The 22,654-nt window shown below is 25.5% G+C and carries 20 protein-coding genes and 2 tRNA genes; 5 read left to right on the forward strand and 17 right to left on the reverse strand.

Going from position 1 to position 22,654, the window contains the following annotated elements:
- Positions 1–63: 63 nt before the first annotated feature.
- The 5 genes from IGS63_RS09870 to IGS63_RS09890 form a co-directional block, all read right to left on the reverse strand.
- Positions 64–201 (reverse strand): hypothetical protein, encoded by a 138-nt coding sequence (locus tag IGS63_RS09870; protein WP_190614596.1) that lies wholly within the window; start codon positions 199–201, stop codon positions 64–66.
- A 253-nt stretch (positions 202–454) separates the two neighbouring features.
- Positions 455–733 (reverse strand): SPASM domain-containing protein, encoded by a 279-nt coding sequence (locus IGS63_RS11870; protein WP_190614598.1) that lies wholly within the window; start codon positions 731–733, stop codon positions 455–457.
- Between the two features lie 812 nt (positions 734–1,545).
- Positions 1,546–1,725: a hypothetical protein gene (locus tag IGS63_RS09880; protein WP_190614600.1), complete on the reverse strand. Its 180-nt coding sequence runs from the start codon at positions 1,723–1,725 to the stop codon at positions 1,546–1,548.
- Positions 1,726–2,124: 399 nt separating this feature from the next.
- The gene (locus tag IGS63_RS09885) at positions 2,125–3,660 is read right to left on the reverse strand and encodes an ATP-binding protein (RefSeq protein ID WP_190614602.1); all 1,536 of its coding nucleotides are present in this window, start codon (positions 3,658–3,660) and stop codon (positions 2,125–2,127) included.
- A gap of 265 nt (positions 3,661–3,925) precedes the next feature.
- Positions 3,926–5,830: a S9 family peptidase gene (locus IGS63_RS09890; RefSeq protein ID WP_190614603.1), complete on the reverse strand. Its 1,905-nt coding sequence runs from the start codon at positions 5,828–5,830 to the stop codon at positions 3,926–3,928.
- 185 nt (positions 5,831–6,015) lie between these two features.
- Here IGS63_RS09890 and IGS63_RS09895 point away from each other — a divergent pair, with 185 nt between their 5' ends.
- The 4 genes from IGS63_RS09895 to IGS63_RS09910 all read left to right on the forward strand — a co-directional run bounded on the left by IGS63_RS09895 (position 6,016) and on the right by IGS63_RS09910 (position 10,821).
- A complete protein-coding gene (locus IGS63_RS09895) occupies positions 6,016–8,280 on the forward strand; it encodes a glycoside hydrolase (RefSeq protein WP_190614605.1) in 2,265 nt (754 codons plus the stop codon).
- A 64-nt stretch (positions 8,281–8,344) separates the two neighbouring features.
- A complete protein-coding gene (locus IGS63_RS09900; RefSeq protein WP_190614606.1) occupies positions 8,345–8,779 on the forward strand; it encodes a hypothetical protein in 435 nt (144 codons plus the stop codon).
- 9 nt (positions 8,780–8,788) lie between these two features.
- Entirely contained in the window at positions 8,789–9,442 is a 654-nt protein-coding gene (locus IGS63_RS09905) for a response regulator transcription factor (protein ID WP_190614608.1), read from the forward strand.
- Positions 9,439–10,821 (forward strand): sensor histidine kinase, encoded by a 1,383-nt coding sequence (locus IGS63_RS09910; RefSeq protein WP_190614610.1) that lies wholly within the window; start codon positions 9,439–9,441, stop codon positions 10,819–10,821. The genes IGS63_RS09905 and IGS63_RS09910 overlap by 4 nt, the downstream gene beginning before the upstream one ends.
- A 79-nt stretch (positions 10,822–10,900) precedes the next feature.
- Here IGS63_RS09910 and IGS63_RS09915 read toward each other — a convergent pair.
- The 3 genes from IGS63_RS09915 to IGS63_RS09925 all read right to left on the reverse strand — a co-directional run bounded on the left by IGS63_RS09915 (position 10,901) and on the right by IGS63_RS09925 (position 12,304).
- Positions 10,901–10,977: transfer RNA gene (locus IGS63_RS09915), tRNA-Arg, on the reverse strand.
- Positions 10,978–10,995: 18 nt separating this feature from the next.
- Positions 10,996–11,085: transfer RNA gene (locus IGS63_RS09920), tRNA-Ser, on the reverse strand.
- A gap of 31 nt (positions 11,086–11,116) precedes the next feature.
- Positions 11,117–12,304 (reverse strand): MFS transporter, encoded by a 1,188-nt coding sequence (locus IGS63_RS09925; RefSeq protein ID WP_190614612.1) that lies wholly within the window; start codon positions 12,302–12,304, stop codon positions 11,117–11,119.
- 182 nt (positions 12,305–12,486) lie between these two features.
- On the opposite strand from IGS63_RS09925, the gene IGS63_RS09930 reads away from it, so the two are divergent.
- Positions 12,487–14,496, forward strand: a complete 2,010-nt coding sequence (locus IGS63_RS09930) for a fructose-1,6-bisphosphatase (RefSeq protein WP_476756226.1) — start codon at positions 12,487–12,489, stop codon at positions 14,494–14,496.
- A gap of 24 nt (positions 14,497–14,520) precedes the next feature.
- On the opposite strand, the gene eno is transcribed toward IGS63_RS09930, so the two are convergent.
- The 9 genes from eno to ftsY all read right to left on the reverse strand — a co-directional run bounded on the left by eno (position 14,521) and on the right by ftsY (position 22,621).
- On the reverse strand, positions 14,521–15,819 hold the full coding sequence (gene eno / locus IGS63_RS09935; protein ID WP_190614616.1) for a phosphopyruvate hydratase: 1,299 nt from the start codon (positions 15,817–15,819) through the stop codon (positions 14,521–14,523).
- A 24-nt stretch (positions 15,820–15,843) separates the two neighbouring features.
- The gene (gene pyrH, locus IGS63_RS09940) at positions 15,844–16,551 is read right to left on the reverse strand and encodes a UMP kinase (RefSeq protein WP_190614618.1); all 708 of its coding nucleotides are present in this window, start codon (positions 16,549–16,551) and stop codon (positions 15,844–15,846) included.
- A gap of 51 nt (positions 16,552–16,602) precedes the next feature.
- A complete protein-coding gene (tsf, locus tag IGS63_RS09945; protein ID WP_190614620.1) occupies positions 16,603–17,190 on the reverse strand; it encodes a translation elongation factor Ts in 588 nt (195 codons plus the stop codon).
- Positions 17,191–17,290: 100 nt separating this feature from the next.
- Entirely contained in the window at positions 17,291–17,770 is a 480-nt protein-coding gene (gene coaD, locus IGS63_RS09950) for a pantetheine-phosphate adenylyltransferase (protein ID WP_190614622.1), read from the reverse strand.
- A gap of 2 nt (positions 17,771–17,772) precedes the next feature.
- The gene (gene mnmA, locus IGS63_RS09955; protein ID WP_232521210.1) at positions 17,773–18,864 is read right to left on the reverse strand and encodes a tRNA 2-thiouridine(34) synthase MnmA; all 1,092 of its coding nucleotides are present in this window, start codon (positions 18,862–18,864) and stop codon (positions 17,773–17,775) included.
- Positions 18,827–19,294: an RrF2 family transcriptional regulator gene (locus IGS63_RS09960; RefSeq protein ID WP_190614623.1), complete on the reverse strand. Its 468-nt coding sequence runs from the start codon at positions 19,292–19,294 to the stop codon at positions 18,827–18,829. The genes mnmA and IGS63_RS09960 overlap by 38 nt, the downstream gene beginning before the upstream one ends.
- Before the next feature lies 1 nt (position 19,295).
- Positions 19,296–21,050, reverse strand: coding sequence for a 3D domain-containing protein (locus IGS63_RS09965; protein ID WP_190614625.1), 1,755 nt, complete (start codon positions 21,048–21,050; stop codon positions 19,296–19,298).
- Positions 21,047–21,712 (reverse strand): DUF2225 domain-containing protein, encoded by a 666-nt coding sequence (locus IGS63_RS09970; protein ID WP_190614626.1) that lies wholly within the window; start codon positions 21,710–21,712, stop codon positions 21,047–21,049. The genes IGS63_RS09965 and IGS63_RS09970 overlap by 4 nt, the downstream gene beginning before the upstream one ends.
- Before the next feature lie 3 nt (positions 21,713–21,715).
- Positions 21,716–22,621 carry a signal recognition particle-docking protein FtsY gene (ftsY, locus tag IGS63_RS09975; protein WP_190614628.1) on the reverse strand — a complete coding sequence of 302 codons (906 nt, stop codon included), beginning with the start codon at positions 22,619–22,621 and terminating at the stop codon, positions 21,716–21,718.
- Between the last annotated feature and the right edge of the window lie 33 nt (positions 22,622–22,654).

The following is a 22,654-nucleotide window of genomic DNA, read 5'->3' on the forward strand; positions in this document are numbered from 1 at the left end:
ATTCATAAAAAAATTGTTTAATTTCTTCCTCATTGGTATCTGGATATATATACTTTAAATCCTCTATAATTTTTTTTCCGTTTTATTTAAACGTTTTATTATTTCGTTAGCAGATTCATTTAACTCAATCAATATTCCCTTTTCTGTATCAAAAATAACAGCATCATCTTCTCTATAAATTAAGTTATCCTTTAATTTCATTTTTTCCCTCCATTAAATATGATTCGATAAACTAATTTGTTTTTTTATTTACACAAAATACATATTATTTTGTACTAACAAATCAAACAGTAAATACTGTTTATTAATATTTAATAGTAGCAGATTAATTTTTTTAATCCGCTACTATTTTATTTTTACATTCAATCAACTACTGATGAACAACCTGTCTTACTCATACATACAGTAATTTCCACTATTGTATATTCTGGTTGTTGCATTTTTTTATCTTTTTTCATCTTTTTCTCACCTCTTTTTTTAATTTAATTTGTGCGCACAAATATTTAATTTTAATTACAAAAATAAAATTAACCTTAATTTTTAAAAAAATTTTATGATTATTGTATAACCATATATCTCTGAAGTTTTTTTCTCTAATATTTCCATGTTTTAATTTTTCATTAATAAGTAAATTACATGGATAGACACCTCCATCTGAATTAATATATACCGTTCGATTATCAATCCCACAACATTTTTTCTTAATTTGACTTATTAACGAATCTAAAATCATCCTTGCTGAGTCTTTTTGTAAAATATTTTTATATTTTTCATCATATTTTTTTTAAATTTTTATAGTTTTAATAACCTTATCAAATGTATTTCTATCTCTGTTGAATTCATGTAATTCTTTGGTAATTCCATCCAAAGAAATTTGGAGAGTTAATTTTTTTATTTTTGAAAGTCTCTTGGCATCATTTTTGCTTTGTGAAAATAATCTTTAATAACTTTAAAACAATACTTTAAGTTGTTTTATTTATATTTTTAATATTACAAGAAAAACCTTTATATGTAATTAGCGTATCTTTATGTTTGCTTTTTGTAAACTAACACAAGCATTATATCACTTTTAATGTTAAATAAATGTTTCGTTTTTTTTTTTTTTTTTTTTGCAGAAAGGTTATTTTTTTGTAAATTTTCCAAAAGAAATATCTTTTGTCTTTTTTCATATTTTTTATACAAAGAAAACTATATCTCCAATATTTTTTATATTTCTCTTTAATCTTATTTATCTTCCTCAAAAATTTAATATATTTCATTATAACATATTTCATTTGATTTCACTTTTTTGCGTGTGCTATAAGATGATTTTAGACGACGATTTTTCTTAAAAATTGTAACATTGAATTTTTTTGTTTATAACGTCCCATTTTATAAAAAATATAAAAAAAGTATCCTGTAAAATTTTACAGGATACTGGGTATTGTACTATATATTCCATTCCTTGTGGTGTATCTTTTAATATAATTCCACCTTTTTTATTATGAAATCTGACATTTCATAATTTTTTTTCCTATGTTTATCAGTACTTTATCTATTTTTGAATCATTTGATGTTACTTCGTTTAAATATTCCTAATACTGATCTCATTTCATTTTTTATTAAATGGTAGTTTTTTTGTTGTTCATTTTTTTTGTTATTGCTTTGTTTAAATTTTTTTGATACTTCTTTTTTTCTTCTTGACCCATTTTTCTTTTTTATTCCTGGCTTAATTTTTTTATACATTAAACAGTTCCATGTGTGGAAGCGTATATTATGTCTTAATATTTTCGGTTTATAAATGTCCCCTTGAGGGGACGAGGTTTTCTCGGAGGGATGTTTGGATTTCTAATTTTCTATATAATAATAAACAGCGAATATACCAATAAACAACATCCCTCCGTCCTGCGGACACGCCCCTTCAAAGGGGCAGTTTTCCATGGAATCCTCTCATCTTTTAAAAGGAGTCTTTTTCCCTTCATGGCCCATTTTTCAATTGTAATTTGGCTTATTCTTCACTTGCAAAATACAAGTTTTTTTTAAGGTCTATTTTGCCACTCTTGTAATTTTGGTAAAATGTTATCAGTTATTTTACACTCCCTTTTATATATTCTTTATAAAAAAATATCCCAGCACCCGCTGGGATTATATCTTTTCTATTTTGTATTCGTCTATGTTCCTTTTTTCTGAGTTTATGTTTATTCCTATTATATAAATTTCTTTTTCTTTGTACTTTTCATAGTACTTCATTTCTTTTATTTGATTTAAAGCTTTTTCTGCACTTTTGTCTATCTTTATTTCCATTATGTATATAGTGTCTTCCTCTATTACTATATCGCTTCTTCCTAAGTTCGTTAATTCTTCTGCTGTTACGTTCAGTCCTGCTGATGCTATTATTGTGTATATCAATGAATGATAGTAGCTTTCTTCTTTTTTGTGCAAGTTGTATGGGATTGCACTTATTATTCTTTTTATTTCTTTTATTATTTCTTCTATGTCTTTTTCTTTTATTGCTTTCCATATCGTTTTGTTTATTTCTTTTATTTTTCCCCTTTCAAGTTCATAGTTTGCTTCTAATATCATCTTTGAAAAGCTGTTCTTTACTTCTATATTTGGATAGTCTAATAGGTATTCATATTCCATTCCATATTGTTCTTTTCCTTTAAAAGTTAAGTATCCTGCTTGTGTAAAGAATATGCTTGCATTTGCTTCTTCTATTTCTCGGGTTGAAAAATCGAGTTTGCTCACTGGATACTTTACTAAGTCTTCGTATCTTATCTTCTTCCCTTTTATGTATTCGTACAAAAATGATGGTGATCCACTTTCAAACCAATAGTTTTCAAATTCTCTTTTTTTAAAAAATTGTAGTATTGAAAATGGATTGTATACAGAATTTTTTCCATCAAATGAAAATCCATTGTAGTACATCTTTAAGTTTTTTAATAACTCTTTTTCTTCCATCTTCATTTCAAGTGCTGTTTCTTTTATGTGCTCTTTAAAGTTACTTTCCAACTCTTCTTGTGTGTATCCCAACATCTGTGCATATGCTTTATCCAATGATATATCGTTTAAGTTGTTCAATGCTGAAAATACTCCTGTTTTTGTGAACTTTGTTATTCCTGTCATGAATACAAACTTTATGTATTCGTCTTTTGATTTTATACTCACATAAAAGTCTCTCAATATTTCTCTATACTTTTCTGCTTTTTCTTTGTTGTTTATATTGTCTAATATTGGTTTTTCATATTCATCTACTAATATTACTACTCTTTCTTTTTTTGATAGTTTTATTATCAGTTCATTGAATGCAAACTTGTAGTCTGTTTCTGTTATTTCTATTCCATTTCGCTTTCCTTCTAATTTTATTATCTTTGTTAAACTTTCTTTCATTCTTTCCACATTATCTGTTGCTACATCTAAAAGGTTTATCCTTATTACTGGATATTCTTTGAACTCCCATTTGTCGTATATGTATGTTTCTTTAAATAGGTCTTTTTCTCCTTTAAATAGATAGTAAAGTGTTGATATCGTTAAACTCTTTCCAAATCTTCTTGGGCGAGATAAAAAAATAGGTGCTTCTGAACTTATTAAATCTAATATATACTTCGTTTTATCTATATATGTATAATTTCCTTCTTTTATTTTTTTATAGTCTTGTACTCCTATTGGTAGTTTTTTCATTTTTTATCACCTCTAATTTTTATTATACCATATGTATTTTTTAAAATTGAATTTTTTTATATAAAAATATCCCAGCACCCGCTGGGATTTTATTTTTTGAATACTTCCTTGAGAGTTATAATCGTACCATGCTACATCAATGGATATTTCACTAACCGACCATGTATAATTTTTAGAATAAATATCTTCCTCTCCTCTTTTTTATTTAAAACTTTTCTAGTATAAAACCTATTTTTTATCTTTTAACTTTAAAAATTTCAGAGATTTATTTTTTTAAATATTTGTCCATCCATTCAGTTATTTCTTTTAGTCTTCTTATTCTATGTTCTGGTTTTCCACCTCTACTCAATTCATGATTTTCTCCATGGAATAAAACGAATTTTGATTCCACACCATGATACTTTAATGCTGTAAACATTTGTATTGCTTCAGGCATATAACATCTATAATCTTCATCAGAATGTATGAATAAAGTTGGTGTTTTTGCTTTATCTGCAAACTTTAATGGTGATTGATTCCACATTTTTTCAAAACCATTCCATGGATTTGTATCCATTTGATCTTCTGCAAAATAATATCCTATATCTGTAGTCATTCCCATTGATATCCAATTTGAAATACTTCTTTGTGAAGCTGCAGCTTTAAAAAAATCAGTATTACCTATTATCCAATTTGTCATGAACCCACCATAAGATCCACCAGTTACTCCAATTTTTTCTTTATCTATAAAAGTATATTTTTCTACAACATATTTTGTAAAGTTCATTATATCTTCAAAGTCTATAGTTCCATATTTTCCTCTTATATCTGCAAATTCATTTCCTCGTCCATCGCTTCCATGTGGATTACAATAAAATACAACATAATCTCTATTAGTCCAATATTGCATTTCATGATAATAAATATCAGAATAAACTGTTTTTGGACCACCATGAATATCCAGTATTGCTGAATATTTTTTATTTTCATCAAAATCAATAGGTTTCATAATCCATCCAACTATTTTATCTCCATTACTCTCTATTTCAATTTTTTCAGGAATAGAAAGAGATTTTTCTAAAACCCATGTATTAAAAGAAGTTATTTGTTTTCCATTTAAATACAATTCTTGAAGTTTTAATCCTTTTAATCCTGTAAATACAACTTTTTCATCAAAGATATCATATCCATCAACTGTACCTTCTTCATCTATTACTTTTTCTATTTTTCCTTCTTTATTTATCTTAAAGAGTTTAGAATAATACTCTTGTGTAGAAACAAAATAAATATGTTCATTCTTTTTTATCATCATTTCATTTCCACCAAATCTACTATCTGTTCCAACAGAGTTCCAAAGAGATGCATCAAAATTTGGAGTTATGCACTTTATATCTTTAGTTTTTATATTTATTTTATAAAACTTTTTATTTTCATTTATTCCATATAGTTTCATATCTGAAGCAGGAACTATTATTGTTTCATCATCAATCAAAAATGGTTTTGAAAAATTTAATTTATTTGATACTGAAATTATAGTTTCTATTTTTTTATTTTTTATATCATACAACTTTATTTCATTATACTTTTCCATTTTATTTTCATAAGTATTAGATACAAAAACTATTTTTTCATTTAAAATATCATATCCACCTACATTTTCATATCTTTCTGTTATTTTTTCTATTTTAGAAGTTTTTTTATCATAAATACACAAAGTATTTCTTTTTTTATTAGAAAAACCTTGTCCATTAATCCAAAACGGTATTTCATCAAAAACTTTATAATCTTTTTCACTTTCTTCTTCCATTATTACAGTAATTAAAAACTTATCATCATTAATTCTTTTTATTCCGGTTATTTTTTCTTCCACTTCAAAGTCTTTAATTGCTTCTCCACCATTTACATTTATCTTATAAAAAATAGTTCTTTTTTTATCTTTATCATTATTTTCTTCGCGCATAGATGGAAAGAGTATATTTTCATCATCCAACCATAAATAGTTCTTTTCTTTTCCAAAAGATGTTAATTTATACAATCTTTCATTATTATAAATCCATAAATATGAATTGTATCCATTTTTTTTCATATCTGCTTCATGTTGAACAAAACATATTTTTTCTCCATCTGGAGAAAATTTTAAAGTCGATATATACTTAAACTTAGTAAATTCATCTAAAGTTAATTTTTCCATTTTTATTCCCCCTTTTTTATTTTAAAAATAATTAGCTATATTAACTATTATACCACTTTAATTTTAATTTTTTACAAATTATAAAAAAACATTCTCATACATTTTTAAATAATTATTTTTTCATCAAAAAACCCTCATATTAAATGTGTAAAATAATTTAGAATTTAAAAAATGGAGGTTATACAATGAAAAAAACTATTTTATTCTTCTTTTTACTCATTTCTGCTTTCGTGTTTTCAAAGGTTTATATTTTACAAAATTCTCATTTAAAGTTTAGTATAAACACTAATAATATGGAAATAACAGCAGAAAAAAATGGTAATTATGAAATTATTTCATCAGGTAAAACAAATTTTATTCCACAAAAATTACTTGTTTCAAAGAATAAGCTTTCTTTTGAAACAAAAAATGAAAAAATTATTTTTGAACTAAAAGATTCTTATTTATCTGTTTTAATAGAAGCAAATAAAGTAGAAACTTATGAATTTTTAAAACTAAATGGAAATGCTTACACACTCCCAATGCAAGAAGGTAAGTATATACCAGCTTATGATTCTGATTGGATTAAATTCCTTGATGGAAATATAGAAAAGGGATCTGAATTTTTATCAATGCAATTTCTTGCATCAAATTATAAAAATTTTTCTTCATTATTTATAATAGAAAATATATTTAATAACAATATAAAGTTTTATAATGAAAATAAAAAATTAAAAATAAGCGTATCTCATGATTTCACTTCATTAAATATAAAAGATAAATTACAGTATAGAATATATATATTAGAGAATTCTTCAGAAAAAATAGCTAAAACATACAAAAAGTATATTTTAGAAAAAAATAAATTTATTTCTCTTAATAAAAAAATTGAAAATAATAAAAATATAAAAAAAATGTTTGGAGCTCCACACATATACTTATGGTCAGATGAAATCTTAATTCCACAAAATATAAAAAATTGGAAATTATTTAAACAAAAAGTAAAAGATGATTTAAACTCAAAAGATTATAATCTAACTAAACATTTATTGAATATTTTTAAAAAAAATAAAATTGAAGATTCTAAAGAAGCCTTAAACAATTTTAATTTACTTTTAAAAGAAAAATGGATATATACTTATTTAAAAAATACAATTTGTACAAGTATAAATAAAGCTCTTTATTTAAGAGATTTTTATAATGATAAATTATCTAAATATATGAATGAAGAAGTTAAAAATATAAATTCTATGTCTTTAACTCAAATATATAAAATAAATAAAGAGATTTTATACAATGCTTATAAAGAATATCTTTATCCAATAAAAAATTGGGGAAATGGTGCATCAGATTATATTTTAAATGAACTTTGGAATTCTGGTATAAAAAAAGCATGGTTTGGTTTAAGCGATTGGAAAACTGGAATAATGAATTCTGAATTTATTAAAAATGCTGTTGATAAAGGATATGTAATTGGAACTTATGATTCATATCATTCAATTCATGAACCAGGGAAAGAACTATGGAATACGGCAAAATTTGAAGACAAAACCCTTTATTATAAGGCTACTATACAAAATAAAGAAGGAAAATATTTAACTGGATTTTTAAAAAAAGGTAGAAAATTAAATCCAACACTTGCATTAAATGCAGTAAAAAATAGGGTTGACAAAATTTTAAATACTGGAGTCAAATTTAATTCTTGGTTTCTTGATTGTGATGGAGCTGGTGAATTTTTTGAAGATTATGCTCATAACACATCCGAAAAAATGGATATGGATGCAAGACTTAAAAGAATTGACCTCCTTTCAAAAAAAGGTTTAATAGTTGGAACAGAAAAAGGTAATGATTATTCTTCAAAAAATATTATTTTTTCTCATGGAATGGAATCTTTTGTAATGGATTGGTCAGATAAAGATTTAAGAAAAAATCAAAAATCAAAATATTATCTTGGCAAATATTGGGCAGCAATTGGTACACCTTTTAGATATTCAAAAGAAGTTCCATTAAAACCTATTCATAAAAAAATATACTATAATCAAAAATACAATTTACCTTTATTTCAATTAGTTTATCATGATTCAGTGATTTCTTCATATCACTGGGAAATGGGAAGCTTAAAAGCACCAGAAGAAGATATTAATAACATGCTTCGTGAAATGCTTTATTGTATTCCTCCACTTTATCATTTAGATAGAGTTTTGTGGAAAAAATACAAAAATACTATTATCAATCATATAAATGTGTGGTCAAAATTACATAAAAAATTAGCAAATGTTGAAATGACTAACTTTAAAATTTTGAGTAATGATAAATTAGTTCAAATGACTGAATTTAAAGATAAAACAAAAATTATTGCAAATTTTTCATTAAAAAATTATATATATAAAGATACAAAAATTCCTCCAAAATCAGTTTTATTATGTATTGAAAATAATAAAGTTTTATATTCACCAAAATTATATTTTTAATGAAATTTAATTGAAATTTTCTTGATGTATCATTATAATGAAAATATTAAAAGGAGGGGATATTATGAAAAAGTTTATCTTTTTTATTATAATTTTATTATTTTTATCATTAAATTTTTCATACACAATAAAAGCTGGTATTGAAATCAGTGGTCATATTTTTCCTTATATTGGTATCTCATATAAATTAAATAATTTTGAAGTTGAAGGAGATTTTGCAACTATTGCCGCACCTTATGAAAATGGTATTATTGTTTTGTATGAGCCAATTTTAAAATTAAAATATTATACTGATTTTGCAATTAATCTTGAAGGAAATTTTAGAATAATAAATGTTTCTATAGAAAACAGAAGATTATTTTTAACTGGCGGAGGTTTAGGTTGTAATCTTTTTGATGGAAAATTCAACCTATCGATTTTAACAGAGTTAATACTTCCATTTTCTGCCAGCAAAGAATTTAAACCCGTTCCATTTTTAAGCCTTGATTATACTTTTTAGGAGGAATAAATGAAAGTATTAATAGTAGAAGATGAAGAAAAAATAAGATGGATAATAAAAGATTATCTCATAGAAGAAAACTTTGAGATAAGTGAAGCTAATGATGGTGAACAAGCACTCGATTTATTTTATAAAAATAAATATAATTTAATAATATTAGATTGGATGCTGCCAAAAATAGAGGGAATTGATGTGTGTAAAGAAATACGAAAAAGTTCTAATGTACCAATAATAATGTTGACTGCTAAAAATTTAGACAATGATCAAATTAAAGGCTTTAAAAATGGTGCAGATGAATACATAACCAAACCATTCAATCCTAATTTATTAGTTTTAAGAGTTAAAAATTTGATTAAAAGATGCTATGGAGAAGAATTAATAAAAATCAAAAATTTAATGATAGATTTTAATTCAAAAAAAATATTCAAAGATAAAGTTGAAATAAAATTAGCTCCAAAAGAATTTTTGCTTTTATGGTATTTTTATAAAAATAAAAATATAACTCTTTCAAGAGAAAAAATTTTAAATGATGTTTGGGGTTTTGATTATTTTGGAGATGAAAGAACTGTTGATTATCATGTAAAAGAATTAAGAAAAAAATTGGGAAAAGAGTTAATTAAAACAAGAAGAAATTTCGGATATATATTTGAGGTATCTAAATGAAATTAAAAACAAAAAATTTTCTTTTAATAAATTTTTTATTAATTTTTATATTTTTTTCAATATATTTTTTTATAAATATTTTTTTGGAAAAATACTATATATACGAAAAAACTAAAAAATCTATAAATATATTAAATGAATTAATTAAAGATGAAAAAAAAAGTGAAATTCTTTCAGATTCAGAAACAACAATAAACATTTTTGAATATGTTGACAATGAAGATCTATTCAATGATCGTCTAAGGCTTGGTTTTCATGATAAGAAATTGTTTTTAGTAAAAATCTGGGTAATACAAAAAAATATAGATAAAATAAAAAATGGAGAAACTTACATACAGTATTATAAGCAGCCAAAATTAAAAACAACTACCATTATTACAATAAAACTGTATAAAAACAAAGTAATAAGTGTAGCAGTTTCTTTAGCTTCTATGAAAGATACAATAAGTTTATTTAATAAATTTTATTTATTTGCTTTAATAATAACTTTAATACTTTCAAGTATTGGAATAAATATTTATACAAATAACCTTGTAAACAAAATACAAAAAATAAAAAATGCTGCAAAAAAAATTTCTAATTTGAATTTTTCAGAAAAAATAAAATTAAATACAAATGATGAATTACAAGAATTGAGTGAAAGTATAAATTCACTCTCAAAAAAACTTGAAGTTTCTATAAATAAATTAAAAAAACAAATAAATTATCATGAAGTATTGAATGAAAAACAACAAAATTTTATATCAAATGCAGGTCATGAATTAAAAACACCAGTCACAATAATTGAAGGATATGCTCATGCTATAAAAGATAACATAAAAAATGATAAAAAACGAACTTTTTATTCTGAAATAATAGTAGAAGAAAGCGAAAAATTAAAAGATATAATTAATACTTTTCTTGATTTTTCATCAATAAATAATGATGAAATAATTTTTTACCATTTTAATATTTATGAAGTAATATTAAATGTAATAAAAAAATACAGTTTAGATTTAGAAGAAAAAAATATACAAATAAATTTATTAATAGATAAAGGCACTGTAGTTTATGGAAATCCTAAAAAACTGGAACAAGTATTTGATAATTTACTTTCAAATGCATTAAGTTTTACCAATAATGTTATTACAATAAGTACTAAAAAACAAAATAATAAGATAATGTTTTTTATTTTCAATGATGGTGAACAAATTCCAGTAGAAAAAATAAATGATATATGGACTCCTTTTTATAAAATTAAAACTTTAAAAAATAGAAAATATGGCGGAACAGGACTTGGTCTTTCAATAGTAGCCGAAATATTAAAAAAACACAATTCTAATTTTGGGGTCAATAATTTAAACAATGGAGTAGAATTTTATTTTAGTCTTTATACTTAATTTATGTAATAACTCATAAAATGCGTGAATATAATAATGAAAAAATTAAAAAAACAACCGACATTAGTCGGTTATTTTTTGGCGTACCCGGCCGGAATCGAACCGGCAGTCTTTGGAGTCGCAGTCCAACGCTCTATCCAATTGAGCCACGGGTACGTTTTTATATAAAAAAAATGGCGGAGAGAGAGGGATTCGAACCCTCGGTAGAGTTACCCCTACACTTGCTTAGCAGGCAAGCGCCTTCGGCCGCTCGGCCATCTCTCCGCATCACGCAAATATTATAACATGGATACGTTTACTTGTCAAGTATTTTTTTATTCTTTTGAATTTTTCTTAGCTTTGTTAAAACCAATATTCCACCAACTGTAACTGTTCCCATCCATATGTATGTTGTTTTCATTCCAAATGAATCAAGACTCATACCAACAAATGGTGAAAAAATTGCAAAACTTAAATTTGCAACAAGGCTGACTAAAGATAATACTGTTGCTCTATATTCATTTTTTATTTGATGATTTATATAAAATTTAAGAGTTGGCGGGTACAATCCTCTTAAAATTTGTTGTAAAGATAATACTATCACCATAAATGGAAAAATAAATATTGCAGGAAGTATAAAGGTTATTGATAATAAAATCAAAAGCCTTATTAAAACTTTTCTTGGCCTTTTATCATAATATCTCTTTACTAATATTTTTGAAGAAAATACTGCAATTATATTAAAAAAGAAAAATATTACCCCATACCACATAACGTCTATATTTACAGATTTAAAGTACGGTTGATAAAGCCAAAAACTACTCTTAAATGTAAATCCAATAATAGCCGAAAACACTATTGCCCAAAGTATTCTTGGTGTTTTAAAAGCAATATTAAAACTTTTAAAAACATGAATTAAATATTTGTGTTTACTCTTATTTTTAGATGGTTCAGTAAAACTAAATGCTATTAATGATGCAATTAAAACATTTACAATGCTTATCCACCAAGGTGCATATGGATTTATTTTATACAAAAATCCACTTAAAATAGAACCAAATGCTTGACCTATAAATATATAAAACGATGCATGACCTTCAAAGTATTGATAATCTTTTTTTCTTCCTAATTTATCTAAACTCTCATACAATATTGCTGAATCGGCTCCACTTGCAAAAGTTAGACCAATTCCAAATAAAATTTCAGCAATTGCAAATAAATAAAAAGAACTAAAAACTATATAAAATAAGGTTCCAAGTGCTATAAAAAAGCCAGACATAACAAGCGATACTTTTCTTGAAATTTTATCTGCTATTGCTCCTGTAGGTACTTCAAATACAAAAACTGATATTGCAGCAATTGATTGAAGCAACATTATTTGAGAGTAATTAAGTCCTTTAAACAGCATATAAGGAGTTAATATAGGTCCTATTATCAACATGGATATAAAAAACCTAAATAAAACATAAACCTTTATATTCTTTTTAAACCGTTGTACTTCCATATAACCACCTCCAAATTAATATTGAGAATATTTTAACACATATAATTATGAATGTCAAATATTATTATTTAAATATTTTTAATACTATTATTTTTATATTGAAATAAATTAAAATTTCAATTTATAAAAACTTTTCATTAACTTTATAATTTTTCATTTATATTTGATATAATTAATATGTAATTACTTTTTCACAAATTTATTTTATGGAGGTTTTTATGAGAAGTATTGAATATTTAAAATTACTTTCAAAAGAATATCCAAATATTGCAAGTGTTAGTTCTGAAATAATAAATTTACAAGCAATTTTAAACTTACCAAAAGCTACAGAGCATTTTTTAACAGATTTACATGGAGAAGACGAAGCTTTTGATCATGTAATAAGAACTGCTTCTGGTGTTTTAAAGAGAAAAATAGATGATATATTTGGAGATCATTTACATGAGGAAGATAAGAAACAACTTGGTGTTTTAATTTTTTACCCTGAACAAAAATTAAAAGAGTTACATGAAAAAAATATAACAACTCCAAATTGGTATAAAATAACTTTAAATAGAGTCATAAATATTTGTAAAGTCATTTCTTCAAAGTATACTCGTTCAAAAGTTAGAAAAGCTTTACCAAAAGATTTTGCATATATTATTGAAGAGTTACTTCATTTAAAAAATACTCAATTAAATAAAGAAGGTTATTACAATAATATAATAAATACTATTATTGAAATTGGAAGAGCAGATGATTTTATAATACAAATATCTTATTTAATTCAAAGACTTGCAGTGGATAAACTTCACATAGTTGGAGATATATTCGATAGAGGAAATGGTGCACATAAAATTATCGAAAGATTAATAAAACATCATGATTGTGATATACAGTGGGGAAATCATGATATTTTATGGATAGGTGCAGCTTTAGGTCATCCTGCTCTAGTAGCAACTGCTGTTAGGATAACTTTACGTTATGCAAACTTGAGTATATTAGAAGATTCTTATGGTATAAATTTAAGACCTCTTTTAACCTTTGCAATGAATACTTATAAAGGTGACCCTTGTGAAGAATTTATGCCAAGAGTAGATAAAAATCTTTTTAATGAAAGTGAAAAATATATGATTGCACAAATGCACAAAGCAATTTCTATAATACAATTTAAAGTTGAAGAAAAAATAATGAATGAATATCCAGAATTACACATAAATAATATAGATTATTTAGAAAATATAAATTATGAAAAAGGTACAATAAAATTAAACAATACAGTTTATTCTCTCACTTCAAATAATTTTCCAACAATTGATCCTAAAAATCCTTTAAATCTTACAAAAGAAGAAAGTGATGTTTTAAATAATTTGATTAAAAATTTTACTGAAAGTGAAAAATTAAAGAGTCATATTTATTTTTTAATAAATAAAGGTAGTATGTATTTAAAAACAAATGGAAATTTATTATTCCATGGTTGTATACCTATGAATGAAGAAGGTAACTTTGAAGAAGTTGAAATAAATGGAAGAAAGTATAAAGGAAGAGCTTTATTGGACAAATTTGATGTTTATGTAAGAAAGAGTTATTTTCATAAAAATGAAAATAATAAGTATTTAAAGTGGTTGTGGTATTTATGGCGAGGTGAAAAATCACCTTTATTTGGAAAAAATAAAATGTCAACATTTGAACGTTACTTTATAAAAAATAAAGAAACTCACAAAGAAATTAAAAACTCTTATTATACTTTACGTGAAAAAGAAGAAATAGCTTTAAAAGTTTTAGATGAATTTGATTTAGATGAAAAAGGTTATATAATAAATGGTCATACACCAGTAAAAGTAAAAAAAGGTGAAAGTCCAATAAAAGCAAATGGACGACTTTTAGTAATAGATGGTGGATTTTGCAGAGCTTATCAAAATACAACTGGAATTGCTGGATATACATTGATTTTTAACTCTTATGGATTAGTTCTAAATTCACATAAAAAATTTGAAGGCACTAAAAAAGCTATTATTGAAGGTCAAGATATCATTTCTTCAACAAATGTTTTAAAGAAAGCTGAAAGATTAAAGGTAAAAAATACAGATATAGGAAAAGAATTAATAAAAGAAGTTGAAGATTTAAAAGAACTTCTTGAAGCTTATAAAAATGGTGTTTTAAAGGAAAAAGAGAAAAAATTTAATATTTCTAAACTTCTTAACTCTATATAAAGAATAGGCCCATAGGGCCTATTCTTATTTATTTAAACTATAAAATGCATCTTTTCCTCTGTATTCAGAAACTTCTCCAAGTTGTTCTTCAATTCTTAATAATTGATTGTATTTTAAAATTCTATCTGTTCTTGATAATGATCCTGTTTTAATAAATCCTGCATTTGTTGCAACAGCAAGATCAGCTATAAATGCATCTTCTGCTTCTCCTGATCTATGAGAAATAACAGCTGTCATATTATTTTTCATTGCAAGTTCTATTGTATCAAGTGTTTCTGTAACTGATCCTATTTGATTTAATTTTATTAAAATAGAATTTGTTGCTTTAGTTTCTATACCTTTTCTTAGTCTTTTTACATTAGTAACATAAAGGTCATCTCCAACTATTTGAGCTTTATGACCAACTTTAGCTGTTAAATTCTTATAACCATCCCAATCATCTTGATCAAATGGATCTTCTAAATTGATTATTGGATACTTTTCAATTAATCCTGCATAGTAATCTGCTAGTTCTTCTGAAGTTAATTCTTTTCCATCAACTGAGTATTTTTTTGTATCTGAATTATAAAATTCAGATGCAGCACTGTCTAATGCAATAAATACTTCTTCTCCTGGTTTGTATCCTGCAGCTTCAATTGCTTTCATTATATATTGAAGTCCTTCTTCATTTGAATTCAAATTAGGAGCAAATCCACCTTCATCTCCAACAGAGGTTGCAAGACCATTTTCTTTTAATATCTTTTTCAAAGTATGAAAAATTTCAGAACCTGCTCTTAATGCTTCTCTAAATGTTGGAAAACCTAAAGGCATTATCATAAATTCTTGAATATCTAAACTATTATCTGCATGTTGACCACCATTAACAATATTCATCATTGGTGATGGTATAACCTTTGCATTAGGACCTCCAAGATACTTATAAAGAGGAATCCCTAAAGAATCTGCAGCTGCTCTTGCAACAGCCATTGATACAGATAATATTGCATTAGCTCCAAGTTTATCTTTGTTTTCAGTTCCATCAAGATCTATCATAACTTTATCTATTAATGCTTGATCAAAAACATTTAATCCAAGTACTTCTTTAGCTATTATATCATTTACATTTTCAACAGCTTTTAAAACACCTTTACCCATATATCTTGATTTATCACCGTCTCTTAATTCTAATGCTTCATAAATACCTGTTGATGCCCCGGATGGTACTATTGCAGATCCTGTTGCTCCACTTGCTAAAATAACTTCTGCTTCAATAGTTGGATTACCTCTTGAGTCTAAAACTTCTCTTGCTTTTACTTCTACAATTTCATCATAAAATAATTCCATGTTTATACAACACCCCCTCTAGTGTTATGATCTATTTGGAACAACCTTTGTTCCAACTTTATTTTGCATTACTGCATTTAATAAATTATCTTTTTTAAAAAAATCCAATACAATTATTGGCATATTATATCTTTGACAAATAGCAAATGCTTCTGTGTCCATTACTTTTATATTTTTAGAAATTGCTTCTTCATATGTAATTGTATCATATTTCACAGCATCTGTAAACCTTTTTGGATCTTTATCATATATTCCATCTACTTTAGTGGCTTTTACAAGTATATCTGCTTTCATTTCAACAGATCTTAAAGCTGCTGCAGTATCTGTTGTAAAGAAAGGATTTGAAGTTCCACCAGCAAATATTACAACATAACCAGAATTAAAGTATAAATCTATATCATCATAATGTATAGATCTAACTGAAGGCAAGTTTACAATTTGAGAAACGACAACGGTTTTTATACCTGATTTTTCAAAATAATCTTTAATAAAAAGAGCATTCATTACAGTTCCCATCATTCCTATATGGTCTGCAATTGAATTTGTCATACCAGGTAATTCTTTTCCTCTAAAAATATTACCTGCACCAACAACCATTCCTATATTTAAACCATGTTGAGATATTTTTTTAATTTCTTCGGCCATATATTTTAAAGCATCAAGATTGAAGCCTTTACTTCCTTCTCCAGATAGAACTTCTCCACTTAATTTTAGGAGTACATTTCTATACATAATACACATCCCTCCCTAAAAAAAAGGGGTGGAATAAAAACACCCCACCCATTATCCTATTTGATATCTTGTAAATTCTGCTACTTTTATATTTTCACCTATTTTTGCAATTCCTTCAGTAATCATATCACTTATTTTTTTCTTTTCTTCGTAATGAACTTGTTCTAATAAACAATTTTCTTCATAAAATTTTTCTAATTTATTTTCTGTTATTTTAGAAATTATATGTTCTGGTTTTCCGGAATTTTTCAATTCTTCTGCATATATTTCTTTTTCTTTATTAATAATTTCTTCTGGTACATCTTCTCTTGATAACCATCTTGGATTCATAGCAGCAATTTGTAAAGCAATCTTTTTTGCTATTGCATGAAAATCTTCTGTTCTAGCAACAAAATCTGTTTCACAGCTTAAAGTTAGAAGAACACCAATTTTTTCATTATGATGTATATATGAATAAACAATACCTTCACCAGTAGTTCTATCTGCTTTTTTTGCAGCTTTAGCAGCACCTTTTTTTCTTAAGTAATCAATTGCAGCATCAAGATTTCCATCAGTTTCAACGAGAGCTTTTTTACAATCCATCATACCAGCACCTGTTGCTTCTCTCAATTTTTTTATCATTTCTACAGTTACAGCCATTAAATAGTACCTCCTTACGGTTATTTTAATCATTATATTCTATCATATATTTTTTTTATTTCAGTATAATAACTGTTAAAAACTTATGAAAAGTTAACTTTTATTCAAATTTTTTAGCTAACGCCACTTCAACTTCTTTTGATACCCACATACTTATATCCCCTTTAAATCTTGCAACTTCTTTTATCATAGAAGAAGAAACAAAGGAATACTCAGTATCTGTCATTAAGAAAAAAATTTCTAAGCTTTTATAAAGAGACCTATTTGCATTAGCCATTTGAAGTTCATATTCAAAATCTGTAACAGCTCTTAAACCTCTTATTACTGATTTTATATTATTTTCTTTAGCATAATTTACTAATAAACCAGAATAGCTTTGAACTTCAACATTGTCTATATGTGAAACACATTTTTTTGTTAATTCTATTCTTTCTTCCAAAGAAAATGTATAATTTTTGTTTACATTCATTAAAACTAATATAATAACTTTATCAAAATGTTTTGCTGCTCTTTCTACTATGTTTATGTGTCCTTTAGTTATAGGATCAAAGCTTCCAGGATATACAGCAACTTCTTTCATATTTAATCCTCCAAATATTTTTGAATTATTCCTGAACCCAAAACAATGCCATCTTCATCATAAAAGGTAGCAAATTGACCAGGTGTTATAGCAAAAACAGGTTCTTCAAATATAACTTTAAGTTCATTTTTATTTATTTTTATTACTTTTACTTTTTTCTCTTCATTCCTTTTTCTTATTTTGCATAAAACGTTTTTATCTTCAATTTCAACAAACATATTTAATTTATTTACTATCATTTGCGTAAAATATAATTTTTCTTTAGGTGCAACCGTTACTTCGTTTTTTTCAGAGTTTAATTTATAAACATATAGCTTACTTGAAGCATTCTTAAAATATTTTATTCCAGTTCTTTGACCAATAGTATAATTAGTATATCCACTGTGTGTTCCTATTACTTCGCCATTTAAGTTTAACACATTTCCTTCTTTTATTTTTAAACCAGCATCTTTTAAGTATCTAACATAATTATTGTCTGGTATAAAACAAAGTTCTTGACTATCTGGTTTTTTGGCAACTGTTAAACCCAAATTTAAAGCTATTTTTCGTATTTCTTCTTTTTTTAATTTTCCAAGTGGAAAGTACATTTTATCTAAATATTCTTTTTTTACCATAGATAAAAAATATGATTGATCTTTATATTCATCAATCCCTTTTTTTATTACGTAAGTATTGTGTTTTTCTGAAAATTCAGAAATTACATAATGACCACTTACTACAATATCAGCATTTAACTCTTTCATAATATCAAAAGCTTTCCCAAATTTAAAGTATCTATTACACAACATACAGGGATTTGGAGTTTTACCTTTTGAATATTCTTCAATAAAATACTTTATGATTTTTTCTTTAAACTCTTCTTTTATTGAAATAACTTTAAAATCATCAAGTCCTATATCATTTGATACTTTTAAAGCATCATTTGTATCAGAAGGACTACAACAAACTTTTTTCTTTTCTGGTATTAATGAAAAGATTATATCTTCTACAGTTTTAAAATGTATACCTATAATTTCATATCCTTCTTTTTTTAATAAGTATGCAGCAACGGAGCTATCAACACCGCCACTCATCAACATTATTGCTTTTGGCAATGTCAGTACCTCCATTTATCATTTTTTGTCCATGATCTATTATATCTTGAAGTGTTATTTTACTAAGTTCCATCATCATTGTGTTGTATGCCCTTTTCCAAACAAATTCAACAGCACACTTAACTTCCATAGAGCATTCTCCTCCAACACACTTATAAGATTGCAATGGTTTATCTAAAATATTTACTATTTCACTTATTTTTAATTCAGATGGTTTTTTTAAAAGCACGTATCCACCATATCTTCCTCTTATTGAAAGAAGTATTCCCGCATCTCTGAGTTCACTAAATATTTTTTCTAAAAAATCTCTTGGTATTTCTTGATTTTTAGAAAGTTCAGCTATTGATACTTTTTTTTTCCCTTTTTTATTTAAAATTGAGAGTTCATACAAAGCTCTTAACGCATAGCTACTTTTAACTGTTAAACTCATGTTACCCCTCCTGTCCCACTATATATAGTGTTACATCTTTTTTTATATCAGCATTTCTAACATCATTTATATATATATCAATTCTATTTCCTTTTATAGAACTTCCTATATCTTCTACAACAAAAAATCCAGAATTAGGCAATTTACTAAATTGTGGTATATAAACAACCGTACCAATTGGTAACTTTTTAGGATCAGCAGCTATAGTTTCAAAATTTTTTGGTATTTTTCCAGATTTTGTAACTCTAAATGTTGGAGAATATATATGTTTATCATCCCATTCAGTATAATAAGTAGCTTTATATTGTCCAGCTAACTTAAAAAATAATTTCAATGGATCTCTTGGCTCGCCTTCTTTCCATAATTCAATCATAACTAACTTATCTTTTTTTACAGATCCTAATGAATCTGTACTTCCAACCCATTTACCAATTTTTGTATACAAAACATACAAATTCGAAATAACACTAACTATTGAATTTCCGTGATCTATTTTAACATAATAAGTTCCTTTGGCATCTTTACCAGTTTCAATAATTTTACCTGGAAGTATAGGGTATATTCTTTCAGAACTTTTAGGTAATATACCTATTCCAGCTGTAATCCCACCAACTGTTCTTTCACCAAATTTAACAACTATTCTATCATAATCAATTATTCTAGTTGTTTTTAAAGGCCATTTTATATATTTTTCTATATTTCCAACAGGTATTTTTATTCTTTGACCAACGCGTATACTACCAGCATTTTTAAGATTATTAGCAGATTTTAATATTTCTATTCCAGAATATCCAAGACCATAAGCATATGAAATTTCACTTAAAGTATCTCCAGATTTAACTATATAATTTAACTCAGATTTATTTTGAAATAATTTCTGAATTTCACTATTTCCCATAGAAAATAAAGCTGTATTTATTTTCTTTTCAATTTCTTGAATTTGAGTGGTATATTTTTCATCTAAACTGTGAGCCGGATTAGATGAAACCATTTCAAATTCATTACTTAAATTTTTTATATTATCTTGTAATACATCAACTTTTTTAGTTAAAGTTTCTATTTTTTGTATTTCTTCCTTTTTATTTTCATAATATAATTTTGAAAATTCTTGTTCTGTTTTGAGTTCAACTACATCTTTTACATATTTACTAAAATCCATTTTTGATATTTCAGAATTTATTTCATTAGAAATAAATTCTTTTAAATTTCCATTTTCCATTAAATATTTATCTGAATTTTTATAACTACTTTCTAAATAACTAATCTTTTCGCTTAATTTGTTTAAATTATCTATTATTGATTCATTTTCCGAATAAATATTTTTAATTTTGTTAGTAATAGTTTCTAAATTAACCTTTGTTGAATCTCCAGATAAAGAAGTAGCTATCTTATCTAAAGAATCTTCTAATTTTTTTACTCTTTCTTCTATATTATTTTTCGAATTATTGTTGACACTTTTACCATCATAAATAAAACCTTCCATTATTCTAAGCCTTTTATCCACAATATCAAAATTTTCTTTTAAACTATTTATATTCGTCTTTGTATTATCATTATAATCAGAATTCTCTTCAACTTTTTTAGATATATAATTTACTTTATCTTCTAATATTTTTATTTTATCATTTAAATTCTTTAAGTTAGTATTTATTTCACTTAATTGATTTTCAGGAAGACTTGGATCTTTTTTTAAAGTAGTACATCCTGTAAAAATCAAAATAGTTATCAGTAAAATTAAAATATACGCCTTCTTCACTTAAGTTCCCCTCTCAATTCTTTAGAAGCTCTTATATAAGGGCTTCTTGCATTTTTATACTTACTATTTAGTCTATCCAAATATCTAGCAGCATCATTTAAATTCCCAAATCTATAACTTATATATCCAGAATAAAATAAAGCAAAAATAGTATCATCATCTGTATATGCTTCTTCAAAATACATAGTTGAAATTTTCAAAACATTATTTAATATTTTTAATTCTCTTCTTTCATCATCAATATCTCTATAATGCCAAGCTAATTTCAAAAGCAACTTTGCTACTTCAAATGGTTTTTTTAATATAGAGTATATTTCTGATCCCATTACTAACTGTTGTTTATAAAATTCAGGAGATTTATTTTCACTATTATCTATTTTAAATATATCTTCTTCTGTTATATTAGAAAGATACTTATTTATTAATTCAAATTTTTTTGGAGAAATATTATTTTTTATTTTATCTTTATCTTTTTCATTATAGGTAAATTTACAGTTCGTACATGTTATAATAGAAAACATCAACGGATTATAATCTACATAATTAGGTTTTAAATCTTGATCATAAGATTTAACCTTTATAGCAGAAGACATAATCTTTGCATACGTAAATTCAGTTTTGCAAATAGGACAAGTCGTAATTTCTTTATAAAAATTTGCCATACTTTATTCCTCCAATCCAAGCAAAGCATCACAATATTCATGTGGAACAAATGGTTGTAAATCATCTTCTTTTTCTCCAACTCCAATCATTCTTATTGGAATATTTAAATCATGATCTATAGCAAAAGCTATACCTCCCTTTGCAGTTCCATCTAATTTTGTAATTACAATTCCTGTTATATCTACAGTTTCTTTAAATGCTTTTGCCTGTACTATACCATTTTGACCTGTTGTTCCATCTAAAATCAATAATGTTTCATCAATACCTTCAGGCAATTCTTTTTGTACAACTCTTTTTATTTTTTTTAACTCTTCCATAAGATTTGATTTATTATGTAATCTACCTGCAGTATCTATTAAAACAACATCTTTTCCTTTTGCTTTTGCATGTTTAACTGCATCAAAAGCAACAGCTGCCGCATCAGATCCATGTTCATGAGCTATTACTTCTGCGCCTATTTTTTCTCCCCAATGTTTTAATTGTTCAATAGCAGCTGCCCTAAATGTATCACCAGCAGCAAGAACTACAGATTTTCCATTTTTTATATATTGATTTGCAAGTTTTGCAATTGTAGTTGTTTTACCATTTCCATTAACACCAACAACTAATATGACATATGGCTTTTTTGTTGGATTTAAGTTTATAGGTTCATTAGTCAAATTTTCTTCCATTATATCTCTCAAAAGTATCAAAGGATCTGAATCATCACTTTTTTTATAAAATTCTTTTAGTTCTTTTAAAATCTTTTGAGTAACTTCAACACCCATATCAGACATTACTAATATTTCCTCTAACTCCTCTAATGTTTCATCATCAAGTGTTTTCCCTGCAAAGATTGTTTTTATACTACCAAAAAAAGTATTTCTTGCTTTTTCAAGACCTTTTTTAAATTTATCAAAAATTCCCATAAAACAAATACACCTCCGATAATTTACATAAAA

Origin of the sequence: Tepiditoga spiralis (assembly GCF_014701195.1) — a bacterium.
GTDB lineage: Bacteria > Thermotogota > Thermotogae > Petrotogales > Petrotogaceae > Tepiditoga > Tepiditoga spiralis.

Coding starts and splice junctions, on each gene's coding strand:
- IGS63_RS09870 (WP_190614596.1), bottom strand. CDS start 201: ATGAAATTAAAGGATAACTTAATTTATAGAGAAGATGATGCTGTTATT.
- IGS63_RS11870 (WP_190614598.1), bottom strand. CDS start 733: ATGATTTTAGATTCGTTAATAAGTCAAATTAAGAAAAAATGTTGTGGG.
- IGS63_RS09880 (WP_190614600.1), bottom strand. CDS start 1,725: ATGTATAAAAAAATTAAGCCAGGAATAAAAAAGAAAAATGGGTCAAGA.
- IGS63_RS09885 (WP_190614602.1), bottom strand. CDS start 3,660: ATGAAAAAACTACCAATAGGAGTACAAGACTATAAAAAAATAAAAGAA.
- IGS63_RS09890 (WP_190614603.1), bottom strand. CDS start 5,830: ATGGAAAAATTAACTTTAGATGAATTTACTAAGTTTAAGTATATATCG.
- IGS63_RS09895 (WP_190614605.1), top strand. CDS start 6,016: ATGAAAAAAACTATTTTATTCTTCTTTTTACTCATTTCTGCTTTCGTG.
- IGS63_RS09900 (WP_190614606.1), top strand. CDS start 8,345: ATGAAAAAGTTTATCTTTTTTATTATAATTTTATTATTTTTATCATTA.
- IGS63_RS09905 (WP_190614608.1), top strand. CDS start 8,789: ATGAAAGTATTAATAGTAGAAGATGAAGAAAAAATAAGATGGATAATA.
- IGS63_RS09910 (WP_190614610.1), top strand. CDS start 9,439: ATGAAATTAAAAACAAAAAATTTTCTTTTAATAAATTTTTTATTAATT.
- IGS63_RS09925 (WP_190614612.1), bottom strand. CDS start 12,304: ATGGAAGTACAACGGTTTAAAAAGAATATAAAGGTTTATGTTTTATTT.
- eno (WP_190614616.1), bottom strand. CDS start 15,819: ATGGAATTATTTTATGATGAAATTGTAGAAGTAAAAGCAAGAGAAGTT.
- pyrH (WP_190614618.1), bottom strand. CDS start 16,551: ATGTATAGAAATGTACTCCTAAAATTAAGTGGAGAAGTTCTATCTGGA.
- tsf (WP_190614620.1), bottom strand. CDS start 17,190: ATGGCTGTAACTGTAGAAATGATAAAAAAATTGAGAGAAGCAACAGGT.
- coaD (WP_190614622.1), bottom strand. CDS start 17,770: ATGAAAGAAGTTGCTGTATATCCTGGAAGCTTTGATCCTATAACTAAA.
- IGS63_RS09960 (WP_190614623.1), bottom strand. CDS start 19,294: ATGAGTTTAACAGTTAAAAGTAGCTATGCGTTAAGAGCTTTGTATGAA.
- IGS63_RS09970 (WP_190614626.1), bottom strand. CDS start 21,712: ATGGCAAATTTTTATAAAGAAATTACGACTTGTCCTATTTGCAAAACT.
- ftsY (WP_190614628.1), bottom strand. CDS start 22,621: ATGGGAATTTTTGATAAATTTAAAAAAGGTCTTGAAAAAGCAAGAAAT.